Here is a 13,055-nt window from a genome sequence, read left to right on the forward strand (position 1 = left end):
CTTTGGGCAACAAACTTACTTAATAATAGCTTTAAACCAACCACTTCCCCATCCAGCACACCATATGATATTTTCATCATAAGGATCACATTTTATATCGGTCATTTTATCCGGTTGCCCAATCCCTCTATTTATTTTCCTCCAGCTTTCGCCACCATTCTGAGATAAATACAAACCTGGATTTTTTAAATTCTTATGATAAGGCACATTCACCAATATAAGATTTGCATTTAGAATAGAAACTTCCGTCTGCCATACATTGGGTGCTTCAAATATTCTCACCCAGCTAACACCACTATCTGCACTTTTCCATACTCCTCCTGCCTCATCAGCACTAAAGCCAGCTCCGGTTGACATATACATACACTTAGTATTCCTATCAATAAATAAATTATTCACCGATGATATCGTTGCTGGTATCTTCATCTTTGTCCACGTTAAAGCACCATCCTCCGACAAATACAGACCTCCCACATGCTGCGGACTTCTTTGATTGAGAGAAGCATATAAAACTTTCGGATTTGAAGGGTCCATCGTTAATCGACGAACACTTCCTAATTTTGGTAGTCCTTGATTGCTTAACTTCCAGCTATAACCACCATCATTTGAACGATAAACACCATATTTACCTTTGGACATCACACTTTCTTTGGGAGAAAGACCTACTTCCTGCACTGCATGTCGAATAGCACAGAAATACATATTATCAGGATTTACAGGATCAATCAATAATGAATATTGAGGAGCTATACCTTGGTATGACTTATTTTTCCCTTCAAAAATAGTAGAAATATTTTCCCACGATTTACCTCCGTCCTTAGATCGCCGCATTTTACCACGGTGTTCTTGTCGCCAACCAATTGTATATATTATATTAGGATCATTGGGATGAACAGCTACCGTTGAAGCCGAATGTAAGCCATGGCGACCACCATAATCATTCACCTGACCCTCAATCTGTTTCACAGCAACAGCATCTTTATCCGGATAATTACCCAAAGGAGCTGTCTCCCACAAGCCATGTTCACCACTACAAAAAAGATAACGATCTTTTATCCCCGTTTCCAATAACATAAAACGCCCTGGCAAATTGCTATCACCACGGCCAACCCAGGCATTACTTCCTGGTGCTGTTTCAACATCATCTACCTGTTTCCATGTCTTACCACCATCATTTGATCGTTGGGTTTGCTGCTGAACACCGATAAACACTTCACCTTTTGCATTGATTGCTAACATTCTATTCCCAAATCGCACCTCATTTTGTTCAGCATTAGCTTTTGCCACGTGCGCAAATTCGACATTCGCACCAGTTTCAATGCCTTTACTGGCCCAATAATCCCTGTCAATTTCCTGTAACCAATAGCTTCCTGAACGCGCACAAATCTTCCACGTTTCACCTCCATCTTCAGTCTTCCACGCATCACCAGGACCAAAACTCATATCATGCCGTTGATTAGCCACCAGATAAACTTCGTTCTTATTTAAGGGATTCACAACAATCCTATTGAATATGGAATAAGTATTTTCTGGAAATTCTGGATAGACCTCTCTTGAGCGAACCCCAAACCAATAGCTAAGAACCCTATGATAATTGGCTCGATGTGATTTATCATTTATCTTATTAAAATTAACGCCAAGGTTTCCTGTAATATTTTGCCAGCTCTTACCTCCATTAACACTTTTATAAACACCTCCTTTGGTATCAATACTTTTGCCCTTGGGTTCATATACGGTTTGTTCAACCAGATAAAGAATAAACTCTTTTGTTTTAGGGTTGTAGTACGATGTCAAGTCTCTTGGCAAATTATTGGGCAATCCTTTTCCACTTGACTTCCATGTTTCGCCCTCGTCATTACTTATAAAAAACCCATTATTCGTAGCAATATACATTTGCTTGGTTTTAAGCGGATTAATAATAATCCGCCCCACATCCAGATCTTTAGAAATATGATCAGCTACCTTTTTCCATGTCTTACCATGGTCGGTTGTCTTAAGTATATATCCATAACGCGCTCTTGCTTGTTTTTTTCCATGAATAAACTCCTTGGAGCGGTGATTTTGTTTCACATTCCAAAAATCTCCAGCACCCACAAACCAAATATCATCATTGGTTGGATGGATAGCCATTTTGGTATGCGCATTATAGCTCGACTTTTCAGCTCCGGGGATCGTATAAACTAGTTTCCATGTTCTCCCCCTGTCTTTTGTTTCAAAGATCTTACCTCTACGCTCTAATGCTAATCCAAAATCAGGATTTTGTCTGGAAAAAACAATATCATGCACCCGTTCCAAATCTTTTCCATCGCCATCACAATCTTTAATAGTATGCCACGATTTCCCATTATCCCATGTGCCATAGGATACATGCATATCAGGCCCCATAAACATAACATTCGTATCCGTTGGATGACACCAAAACTCTTCATTATATCCAGACATCCCGGGCCCGAAATTTTTCCACACAACCGACTGATCCGATTGCATCCGCTCCCGCTTCATCTGTTCAAAAAAGGCCCTTTTACTATAATCTAGCTTTTGACCATCAATATGCATACCTAGCAGTGCACATATTAGAATAATCCATCTTATTAACACCATTTTAAAAAATTTACTTCTCGTTTCACATGCGTATTTACCGCTTATCTGCAAGCTAAATACAACTCTTAAACGAATATAAATTCTTTAAAATGATTAACCATAATTGTGAGATATACAAAAACTAGACAAATGAAACAATGCGCTATTTGCCCCCCTTATTCGATCTTTTTATAATATCAACAATTAATATCTGTTACAATGATAAAGTCTTATTCTTCTTTTTCGCTCCCAATTTTAATCACCATACTCATCTTGCTCATTACATGTTCATAAGCACCTTTCGAATGTGGTATCAAACAGTCGCTACAATCCTTCACATTATTGGTATACTTAAAATTGCCTCCGCACTTATCCTTTAACATATATAAGGGACAATAACAAAACAGACAATTAAATTCCGCTTCATTATTGGTTTTATGGCAAGGAAAAAACTCGCACTTTTTGTGTTGATTAAACTTGTAATTTTCAGTTTTGAATTTAAAACGCATGGATTGTATATTTTTATTTTGAGCAGACAAAACTAAGCATAATTTACAAAGTCAGTATTTATTATGCGATTAAATTTCATTTACAAAGGCCACTTAAAACTCACCTCCTTCACCATTTACCTGTATGTAAGAGAATTATTCACAGTACACTTAATCCTTCGTTTTTACTTTTGCTGCAATAAGTCCACCAACTCCAATAAATTATTGACTACATAATCAGGCCTCTCAACATTGGGATAAAGTACTTTTCCAGGACGCGCTATAAATGCGGTCTGCAAACCAGCATTCTTAGCGCCCGCCAAATCCCATGCATGTGCAGCCACCATCAACACCTCTTCTGGTTTTACATCTAAGTCATCCAAAACCATTTGATACGTTTGGGGATGGGGTTTGTATTTTTGTATAGACTCAACAGTATAGCGCTTTTGAAAATAACTTGTTAAGCCTGCATTTACAAATTGAGTCTCTACACCTTTTGCTGATGAATTAGTTAAACTAACGATATAGTATCGATCTTTTTTAAGTGCCTTTAGTCCTGCCAGCACATCTGCATGTGGAGGAAGTGAACGAAGAGGCGTTACAATTGAACGCTTAGCGTCCTCATAATTCATATCAATACCCTGGGTCTCGGCCACCATCATCAGTGCCGCTGTACCAATTTCTCCAAAATGATGGTAGCTGCCAGATAAGGTCTCAACCAAAGAATAATGAAGCATCGTCGAAAACCAAAGAGGCAATAAATCTTCTCTTCCGTTCAAAGCCTTACCTACCGACTTTTTTAGCGGTGCCATATCCAGGAGTGTTTCGTTAATATCAAATATAATAACCTTAGGTGTTGGCAAGGCTTGATGTGATGACACAGTAACTTCTTTTTCTATTCGACCCTTGCCTCCAGCAAGTTCAATTGCCAAAATAGGATGCGAACATAAGAACCCTAACACTATTATAAATACACTCAACACAATTCTTTTCATACTCTATAATTTTGCGAAACTTCACTAACCAGTGCAAATTTAAATCATTCACCTATGTGTCTAATGATTTGCCCTGGCCATACCAGTTTCATATGTTTAAATTTACTTTTCAATGGTCATATAGAACTCGCCAAAACAATCCATACCCCCGTGGATGAATTCATTACAACAACTCGTTTTATATAACTATAATTCATCATCAAAACTAATCAATCGCTTAGTAATAAACAAATATAGTTCACCTCCCATTGCCGAATTAATGTTTTTTAACCTCTGCGACTCCAAAACACTCATTGACCAACAATAACATATCCTTGTACCATAGGGATAAGGTCAGAAAGCACAGGGAGAACAAGCTAAAAATAGATTCCCATATTAATATTAAACCTTTGGTTCCAATCTTGATCGCCCCCCTCAGAAAACGCTTGATTATAATTATTTCCTATCCAGGCATGGTTTTTAGCAAAAACATAGTCAACCAGCATATAAATAGGTCCGGTATGAATCATACACCCTGTCACATTCATATAAGAGGCATGGAAATTACTGCTCGATTTTTCCAATGCAGAGAAATCATTATAAAACTTGATATCATTCAATAACAAATGATTTACTTTTATTTGATAGCCCAAAGCCACACTATAACTAAGTCCCTTACTAGCCACTTGATAATCAGCTGCAAAAGCACCCATATCTATATAATTACGCTTAATAGAATCCTTTGCGGAAAATTCATAAGACAATATCTCTGTCTTTAAGTCCCAATTGTTTTTTTTCCATATTCCATGTAGGGCCAACGCCCACTTATGTCCCAAATCACTGGTCACCGTATTATAGACGCCTCCATATTGACCGGACAATCCAAACTCACATTCATCGTTATCACCTAAATGATGCACCAACCTACCAGTCCATTGGTTCAATTCCTGATTATCACCACTTAAGTCATAAGCGTAGCGATTATTTTTCTGGCTAAAGACATCCTCTGAGTTTTTCGCAAAACTAAATTGAGCCTCCCAGCTATCTTGTCCATACTCTAACAGAAAACCCAAATCGGCGTCATCTTCAAAACCCAAATAGTACTGCACATTAAACATAAAACTATTACTGGTAAAGGGCAGTATACCAAAGGGTGTTCGGGGCATTCCCAACTTAAGCTTCAGTTTGTTTGTTAGGGGAAGTCCCACATAACCATTGCGCAGCATAAAACCACCGAACGATTCGGCATAATAGCGGGTTTCAATAGCAAAATCAATACCCTTCACCTGACCTTTTGCGTTAAGAATAAGTACATCAAAAATAGTTTTTCCACCTGTTTTTTTATGAGATTCATCCCAGCTATTTTTCATATAAGTATATCTAAAGGCCCCGCCAATATGAAGGGTATCTTTAGGCAAAACAGTTTGAGCACCAAGGGTGCATGGCAATAAAATAAGGCATAACAATGCCATAGATAACTTTTTCATATCCATCCATTAAAATAGAAATAATATTAAATGAGAATAAGAGACAAGGTTTAGATCAGCGTTTTAATTTGTCCCTCTGCCATGCGGATAACTCTCGTAGCCAACAAGTTGGCCTCTTCCTTATCATGGGTCACCATAACAAAAGTAGTATTCAGTTTCTGGTGAATATTCTTAACCAAATCTTGTAGACTCTTCCTCGTATGGCTGTCTAAAGCCGAAAATGGTTCATCCATCAATACCATCTCTGGATTATGTGCGATGGCTCTTACAATACCAACACGTTGACGCTGTCCTCCACTTAATTTATCAGGAAACTTATTTAAAACATCTCTTTCTAGATTCACCAAGGGCAGTAATTCTGAGATTCTGTTTTCACACTGTTGACTACTAGCCTTATTTAGTTTCATCACATAGCACATATTCTGGTAGGCTGTTAAGTGAGGAAAAAGAGCTCCTTCCTGCAAAACATAGCCCATCTTCCGGCGGAGTTCATGTATTTCCCACTGACCAATCTTCTTTCCCAATATACGAATATCACCATCCTGCCTATCCAACAGACCATTGATCAAACGTAGCAGGGTAGATTTACCACATCCACTTTTACCGGTCAAACAAATAAACTCCCCCCTATCCACTGAAAAGGATAAATCGTACAACACTTGATGTGAACCGTATGAAAAATTTACCTGATTGAAATATATCATATTTTCCAGACTCATGATTTCTTTTTTAACTGTTGAATGAACGACGCTGCTACTTGTTTTGGATCTTTCTGTGCTACTTCCACCTGATAGTTCATTTTCATCATCGTTTCTGTTGATATTTCTCCATTCAATTTCAACAATAAAGGTTCTAATTCGGGGTGTTCTTGCAAAATCTCACTTCGTATGACAACCCCCGCTTCATAACTGGGAAAATAATTCAAATCATCATCCAACACTCTCAGGTTTTGCGCTACAATTTTTGCATCAGTAGTAAAAGCATCTATGGCATTTACCTTCCCCTGAACAATGGCATTGTATCGTAAATTAATATCCATCTCATGAATGGAAGCAAAATGAAAACCATAGGTATCCACTAAACCCTGGTAACCATCGGGACGTTCAAAAAAGTCAAACTCTGCTCCAAACATAAAGTACTGACTGTTTCGTGCTAAATCAGAACTATTGCGTATATTAAATTGATCGGCCAAGCTATCGGGTATAGCAAGTGCGTAGGTGTTATTAAAACCAAGCAATCCTAGCCATTTGAACTTAAATTTTTCTTCATACTCACTTTTAAGCAAGTCAAACACAACCTGATTATCATTCGGCAGCTTCTCATTTAATACATTCATCCATCCAGTACCCGTATATTCCACATACATATCCACTTCTCCACTCATCATAGCAGGATGAATATTTGTGGTTCCCCCTCCGATACCGAACTTCCTGATCACTTGTAAGTCGGTATTTTCTTCAATCAACTGCGCCATAATCTCTCCCAGAATAAACTGCTCACCTGTTGGCTTGGAAGCCACCGTAACCGTTTGATGACCTGAGGAAGAAAATGGATTAAGATAAACAGTAGCAGCCAGCAACACAAAAAGAAGAACAAACATATTCATGAATACTTTGCGCTTTAACCTTCTGGAAGCATTATGGCTAACCATCCTAACGACCCTACCCTCCAAAACACCCACAAAGCGATCACCCAAAATGGCAAACAAGGAGATAAGTAACGAACCTGTCACAATCATAGGCGTATTCATGGTATTAAGACCTCTAAATATGGCCTGACCAAGACCGCCTGCTCCAATCAAAGCAGCCAATCCCGTAAGCGCCACCAGCATTACTGTCGTAATACGTAATCCAGACAATATGGACGGTAAAGCCAAAGGAAAATAAACCCCTTTAAATATCTGATATGTAGTAGCCCCCATTCCCTCAGCAGCCTCCACAATATCCGTCCTAACTTCATTAAGTCCGGTAAAGGTATTTCTCACCATCGGAAGCAGACCATACAATACCAAAACGATCAACGCATTTCTAAGACCAATACCCACTAAGGGTATCAACAAACCAAACATGGCAATAGATGGTATAGTGTATAAGAAATTGACAATAGGCATTACGAAAGCGCGTGATTTAGCCGAATAAAAAACCCAGATACCCACTAATATTCCAACAAGTGCTGTGATAGTCAAGGCGCCAAAAGATATCAGAATATGTTCCGATATCAATTGCATGAGATAAGCCCTTCGTTCAAAAATTTCCATAAACAGTTTATATTAAACTTACAGATGGCAAAAGTAGACTAAGAAGGAGAAACTATGGTGATAAAAAAACGCAAAAAAAAGGTAAAAAACACCCTATATTACGATGAACCCCAACTTTGAAACAGCCCAAAATTCAAAAACGTAAACCCTAAGCTACCTATTCCTCTATCTAAACATTCACAAAAGTACACTCAATAAAATCACGCAACTGTTCCATTCCCAACACCTTAGAAGCTACCCCCATTCCAATCAGTGAAACCACTAAATAATTGGCTTGCTCTTCTAAGATATGCTCCTCCTTATTTTTATCCAATGCCAGATTATGCTTGAATAAACTATGAATACCATCAACTACCAATTGTGCTTCTCGTATTATGTCAGTATCGGCATCCTTTCCCAACTCTGCAAAAGTATTAATTACCAAACATCCCTTAGGTGTTCCATCCTGACACGAGAAATGCGCAAAATCATAAAAAAACGTCTTTATTCCTTCCACTGCATTGGTCGAACGCTTAAGTTTATCTGTTATTTCTTTAAGCTTATTTTTATAACACTTAATACTCTCTATATATACACCTTCTTTATTTTTAAAACTAGAATAAATAGAAAACTGATTAATCCCCATCTCTTTCTCCAGCATACGCGTTGAGGTTGTCTGATATCCGTTTCGCCAGAAAAGGTTCATCGCTTTTTCAATCACCTCTTCTTCTATATAATTTTTTGTTCGAGCCATATCATTCCATTTTGACACAAATCTAATCAGCCGCTTAGTTAATTGCAAGTTTTTTCCCATTAAATATCTTCCATACTCTAAATCTTAGCCATTAAATATCATATGGCTATATCGCAAAAAAGATTAATTTTGTGGACAACACGGTATATTCAATCACCTTAAAATACGAATTATGCATAAAACAAAGGTTTCACTCTCATTGATCATGGCTATTGGCTTGCTATTTCCCCAAATAAGCATGGCATGCACCAATTTTTTAATTACTAAAAACGCATCGGCCGATAACTCTACCATGATATCATATGCAGCCGATTCTCATGATTTATACGGCGAGCTATATTACTGGCCGGGTCAGACTTGGCCTGACGATGCCATGCTGGATGTATATGAATGGGATACGGGCAAATACTTAGGCCAAATAAAACAAGCAAAGAAAACCTACACGGTCATTGGCAATATCAACGAAAATCAGGTAGCCATTGCTGAAACCACCTTTGGCGGTCGCAAGGAGCTTGTTGACACAAGCGGCATCATCGACTATGGAAGTCTTATTTACATTGCATTACAACGATCCAGATCGGCACGTGAAGCCATCAAAATCATGACAGACTTGGTAGCCGAATATGGTTATTACAGTTCTGGAGAGTCATTTTCCATTGCCGATAAAAACGAGGTATGGATTATGGAAATGATTGGCAAAGGCACAGGAAACAAAGGTGCCGTATGGGTAGCCCGAAAAATTCCTAATGGGATGGTTTCTGGCCATGCCAACCAGGCACGCATCACCACCTTCCCACTGAACGATGAAGAAAATTGCTTGTATGCAGACGATGTTATTGACTTCGCCAAAGAGCAAGGTTATTTCGATGGTAAGAAAAAAGACTTCAGCTTTGCAGACTCCTATGCACCTTTAGATTACGGTGCGCTTCGTTTTTGTGAAGCTCGTGTTTGGTCCGGATTCCGCCTAATGAACCCGGAGATGGACAAATTTGAAGGGTATATCAAAGGAGAATCAAGCGAACGCCTTCCTTTATGGATTAAACCATCTAAAAAGATCTCCTACCGCGATGTTCAAAATATCATGCGTGATCACTTTGAAGGCACCTCATTGGATATGACCAAAGATGCCGGTGCCGGATCTTTTGCCCGTCCATATCGTTTCCGTCCATTAACATGGAAAGTAGATGATCAGGAATATTTTAACGAAAGAGCCATTGCCACACAACAAACTGGCTTTTCTTTTGTAGCACAACTACGCGACTGGCTTCCTGATGCCATTGGAGGTATTCTTTGGTTTGGCGTAGACGATGCTGCCACGTCTGTTTATGTTCCTATTTATTGTGGCATTAACGCCATACCTCATCATTTTGCGGTAGGCAATGGAAGCTTATTGGAATATTCCTCCACATCTGCATTTTGGATATTCAATCGAGTATCAAACCAGGCATATAGCAGATATAGCCACATGATACAAGATATAAAAAAGGTTCAGAAAGGTTTAGAGGATAAATTTGAAGACTATGCCCCAGTGATTGAGCAAGCAGCTGTCAACCTCAACAAACTCGATCCTCAAAAAGCAAAAGCCTTCATTACCGAATATTCTCTGGCACAAAGTAAAATTACCTTTGACGCATGGAAAAAGCTGGATGAATTCCTAATGGTAAAATATCTCGATGGAAACCTACACAAGGAAGAAAATGGTGTCTTTTTACGCAATAAACATGGACGTCCTTACCCGGCACAATTTCCAGGTTATAGCAAAGAGTTCTACGAAAAAATAGTAAAAGAAACGGGTGACAAGTTGAAAATGAAGAAATTACCCAGAGAAAAAAGCAATCACTAGAACTCAAAACACAATCATAAGGTTAAATCGGATAAAAGAAACGGGATCAATTCCCGTTTCTACCTTTCACACCTCCATACAGACAGCTCACATACCAATTAATAAGCTATAGTGGTTTTCATATGCTTCTTAATTATATAATTTCCTAAATGCTAAAGGTGTCAATTTGTTTTTTTTCTTGAACAATTTTCCAAATGATTGTGGATGCTCAAATCCCAAATCATAGGCAATTTCATTGACTGTTAACTCCGTAGTTGATAGTTTCTCTTTGGCTAATTCCATTAGTTTTTCGTGAATAAATTCTTGGGTGCTTTTGCCCGTTTCTGTTTTTAATAACCTACTTAAGTAATTGGGCGATAGGTTCAATGAAGCAGACAGATAATTAACTGTTGGCAATCCATTTTCCTGAAGATCTTTGCTTTTAAAATAATGATTTAAAAGGGTTTCGAATTGCTCAAGTATTCTATGATTCGATTTCTTTCGTGTAATAAACTGCCGTTCATAAAAACGCCTGGAATAGGTAAGTAATAATTCTAACTGCGAAATGATAACATCTTGACTGAATTTATCAATATTTGAACTATATTCTTGATTAATACTTTGCATTAAATCAGCTAAAGTATTTTGTTCCTCCTCTGAAAGATGCAATGCCTCGGTTAATGCGTAACCAAAGAAATCATATTTCTTTATTTTTTGCGCGAGAGATGTATGCCACAGAAAATCGGGATGAAAAAGAAGTAGCCAACCCGAATGATTTAATTTTTGTTCATCTTCTACCTCAATACGCATTACTTGATTTGGCGCGATAAAAGCTAATACACCTTCGTCAAAGTCGTATTCCTGTTGCCCGTATTTCATTTTTCCATTAAATACCTGTTTTAAGGCAATCGAATAAAAACCATGCGTAAATCGTGAAACCGTAATATTTTCTTTTCTCTTAATAGCGGCAAAATTAATCACACTGATTAAAGGGTGCTGCGGTTTAGGCAACTGCATTAATCTATGATATTCTGTGATATTTTTTACATGAAGTATAGACATCGTTTTGTAATTAAATCATTTGTCCTCCAGACACTTCTATGCGTTGTGCATTTATCCATTTTGCATCATCAGTACACAAAAATGCAACAACACTTCCAATATCATCTGGTAATCCAACACGTCCTAAAGCGGTACTAGCTGCTATAAAACTATTCATTTTTTTATTATCTCTAACTGCGCCACCACCAAAATCAGTTTCAATAGCTCCTGGTGCAATGACATTAGACCGAATTTTTCTTTCACCTAATTCTTTGGCCTGATATTTTGTCAAGGTTTCAATCGCACTTTTCATAGAAGCATAAGCAGAAAAGCCGTTTAACGCAAAACGAGTAAGTTCTGTTGAAATATTTACAATTCCGCCACCTTCGTTAAGAATTGACAATGCACTTTGCGTTAACAAATAGGTGCCTTTAAACTGAACATTATAAAGCGTATCTAATTGTTCTTCGGTTGTTTGTGCAAATAGTGCGTTTATACCAATTCCTGCATTATTTATAAGGTAGTCAATTTTATCAACTCCAAATTTTGATTTAATCAACTTTTTAACAATACCAAAGAACTCTTCGAAACTTTGGAAATCAGCAACGTTTAATTTAACCATAATAGCTTGTTGTCCTATACGCTCAATGGATTCAATAACTTCTTTAGCTTTTTCCTCGTTGCTATTATAAGTCAATACTATGTGAATTCCTTTTTTGGCTAATTCTAAGGCCATATTTTTCCCTAAGCCACGACTACCGCCAGTTACTAAAGCAATTTTTATTTTGTTTTCCATCTTTCTTTTTGTTTTAAAGTGAAATACAAAGGTGAAATAGATAAGCGATAGTTATGTAGTCAAATATATCTTTATACCAGCCAAATCGGATAAATGACCGCATTGTTTACATACTTCAATGCAATGCACTTCATATTTTCATGCGTAATTAGGCATATAATTACCTAACTCATTGCCTAATGAAAGATAATACACCTAATATACGAAATATCTTAATTTTATCTTTAAGACGACTTCATCTTTGTAACTTCTTTTTTACTTAAATACGTTCTCTAGGTTGAAAATGATGGTTTACAAAACGAGAGGAATGCCTCTTCTTATATGACACAAATTTTTCTTTTGAAACTTCCATAAATGTTCTTTTTACTCGAAAAAGATTTATCTTCAATGGTCCTCATGATCAAACTTCACTCGTTTATCATTGTCATAAAAAGAACCACAAAAGTCGAGAACAATAGATCACTTTCAGCCCCACCGACCACCCCAAATAATGCAATAGATTTCCTAATGCTTCTGGCGAGACTTTTTGTTTATGGGCTCGGGCAGCTCTTTGGGTTTGGCTTTTATTTTAAGGAGTTACAACTATTGGCAACCCTTTTTAATTTGACAGTTGACCAAATTCTGAATTTTAAAGGAGAGATACCCCAAAGAGGTTTCTTTGGAAGATAAAACAGAGATGGAACAGTTTAAACTTATCCAGCAACTAGAAGAAGACGACAAGCAGACCGTGATGAAGATAATCAATGCAATGCTTACCAAATCCAAGTTCAAAGACTTTTTTAATAAAAATATTGCTGCACTGTAAGCGGCTTGCAAACTACCATATAAAACAAAAGCTGCACTTATTTCTAAATGCAGCTTTTGTTATTCTGTATGA

At 37.5% G+C, this 13,055-nt stretch carries 11 protein-coding genes; 2 read left to right on the forward strand and 9 right to left on the reverse strand.

The features are described from left to right. Positions 1 to 15 precede the first annotated feature (15 nt). From CYTFE_RS0109985 to CYTFE_RS0110020, 7 genes are all read right to left on the reverse strand, one after another. Positions 16 to 2,601, reverse strand: a complete 2,586-nt coding sequence (locus CYTFE_RS0109985; RefSeq protein ID WP_027471667.1) for a WD40/YVTN/BNR-like repeat-containing protein — start codon at positions 2,599 to 2,601, stop codon at positions 16 to 18. A gap of 209 nt (positions 2,602 to 2,810) precedes the next feature. Further along, positions 2,811 to 3,089 carry a cysteine-rich small domain-containing protein gene (locus CYTFE_RS0109990; RefSeq protein WP_027471668.1) on the reverse strand — a complete coding sequence of 93 codons (279 nt, stop codon included), beginning with the start codon at positions 3,087 to 3,089 and terminating at the stop codon, positions 2,811 to 2,813. Between the two features lie 164 nt (positions 3,090 to 3,253). After that, entirely contained in the window at positions 3,254 to 4,063 is an 810-nt protein-coding gene (locus CYTFE_RS0109995; RefSeq protein ID WP_081735963.1) for a haloacid dehalogenase type II, read from the reverse strand. Between the two features lie 356 nt (positions 4,064 to 4,419). Continuing rightward, positions 4,420 to 5,529 carry a hypothetical protein gene (locus CYTFE_RS0110005; RefSeq protein WP_027471670.1) on the reverse strand — a complete coding sequence of 370 codons (1,110 nt, stop codon included), beginning with the start codon at positions 5,527 to 5,529 and terminating at the stop codon, positions 4,420 to 4,422. 50 nt (positions 5,530 to 5,579) lie between these two features. Next, on the reverse strand, positions 5,580 to 6,248 hold the full coding sequence (locus CYTFE_RS26035; protein WP_052343133.1) for an ATP-binding cassette domain-containing protein: 669 nt from the start codon (positions 6,246 to 6,248) through the stop codon (positions 5,580 to 5,582). Beyond that, positions 6,245 to 7,786: an ABC transporter permease/substrate-binding protein gene (locus CYTFE_RS0110015; RefSeq protein WP_044212946.1), complete on the reverse strand. Its 1,542-nt coding sequence runs from the start codon at positions 7,784 to 7,786 to the stop codon at positions 6,245 to 6,247. The genes CYTFE_RS26035 and CYTFE_RS0110015 overlap by 4 nt, the downstream gene beginning before the upstream one ends. A gap of 169 nt (positions 7,787 to 7,955) precedes the next feature. Continuing rightward, positions 7,956 to 8,519, reverse strand: coding sequence for a TetR/AcrR family transcriptional regulator (locus tag CYTFE_RS0110020; protein WP_027471672.1), 564 nt, complete (start codon positions 8,517 to 8,519; stop codon positions 7,956 to 7,958). A gap of 172 nt (positions 8,520 to 8,691) precedes the next feature. On the opposite strand from CYTFE_RS0110020, the gene CYTFE_RS0110025 reads away from it, so the two are divergent. Continuing rightward, positions 8,692 to 10,362, forward strand: coding sequence for a dipeptidase (locus CYTFE_RS0110025; RefSeq protein ID WP_044212944.1), 1,671 nt, complete (start codon positions 8,692 to 8,694; stop codon positions 10,360 to 10,362). Positions 10,363 to 10,491: 129 nt separating this feature from the next. Here CYTFE_RS0110025 and CYTFE_RS0110030 read toward each other — a convergent pair whose 3' ends face one another. Continuing rightward, complete coding sequence (locus CYTFE_RS0110030) at positions 10,492 to 11,403, reverse strand: helix-turn-helix domain-containing protein (RefSeq protein WP_027471674.1); 912 nt, start codon at positions 11,401 to 11,403, stop codon at positions 10,492 to 10,494. A 10-nt stretch (positions 11,404 to 11,413) separates the two neighbouring features. After that, positions 11,414 to 12,178, reverse strand: a complete 765-nt coding sequence (locus tag CYTFE_RS0110035; RefSeq protein WP_027471675.1) for an SDR family NAD(P)-dependent oxidoreductase — start codon at positions 12,176 to 12,178, stop codon at positions 11,414 to 11,416. A 658-nt stretch (positions 12,179 to 12,836) separates the two neighbouring features. On the opposite strand from CYTFE_RS0110035, the gene CYTFE_RS29945 reads away from it, so the two are divergent. Continuing rightward, complete coding sequence (locus CYTFE_RS29945; RefSeq protein WP_154665648.1) at positions 12,837 to 12,983, forward strand: hypothetical protein; 147 nt, start codon at positions 12,837 to 12,839, stop codon at positions 12,981 to 12,983. Positions 12,984 to 13,055: the final 72 nt, after the last annotated feature.

It is taken from the genome of Saccharicrinis fermentans DSM 9555 = JCM 21142 (genome assembly GCF_000517085.1).
Classification (GTDB): Bacteria; Bacteroidota; Bacteroidia; order Bacteroidales; family Marinilabiliaceae; genus Saccharicrinis; species Saccharicrinis fermentans.

Coding starts and splice junctions, on each gene's coding strand:
- CYTFE_RS0110035 (WP_027471675.1), bottom strand. CDS start 12,178: ATGGAAAACAAAATAAAAATTGCTTTAGTAACTGGCGGTAGTCGTGGC.
- CYTFE_RS0110025 (WP_044212944.1), top strand. CDS start 8,692: ATGCATAAAACAAAGGTTTCACTCTCATTGATCATGGCTATTGGCTTG.
- CYTFE_RS0110005 (WP_027471670.1), bottom strand. CDS start 5,529: ATGAAAAAGTTATCTATGGCATTGTTATGCCTTATTTTATTGCCATGC.
- CYTFE_RS0110015 (WP_044212946.1), bottom strand. CDS start 7,786: ATGGAAATTTTTGAACGAAGGGCTTATCTCATGCAATTGATATCGGAA.
- CYTFE_RS0109985 (WP_027471667.1), bottom strand. CDS start 2,601: ATGGTGTTAATAAGATGGATTATTCTAATATGTGCACTGCTAGGTATG.
- CYTFE_RS26035 (WP_052343133.1), bottom strand. CDS start 6,248: ATGAGTCTGGAAAATATGATATATTTCAATCAGGTAAATTTTTCATAC.
- CYTFE_RS0110030 (WP_027471674.1), bottom strand. CDS start 11,403: ATGTCTATACTTCATGTAAAAAATATCACAGAATATCATAGATTAATG.
- CYTFE_RS0109990 (WP_027471668.1), bottom strand. CDS start 3,089: ATGCGTTTTAAATTCAAAACTGAAAATTACAAGTTTAATCAACACAAA.
- CYTFE_RS0110020 (WP_027471672.1), bottom strand. CDS start 8,519: ATGGCTCGAACAAAAAATTATATAGAAGAAGAGGTGATTGAAAAAGCG.
- CYTFE_RS0109995 (WP_081735963.1), bottom strand. CDS start 4,063: ATGAAAAGAATTGTGTTGAGTGTATTTATAATAGTGTTAGGGTTCTTA.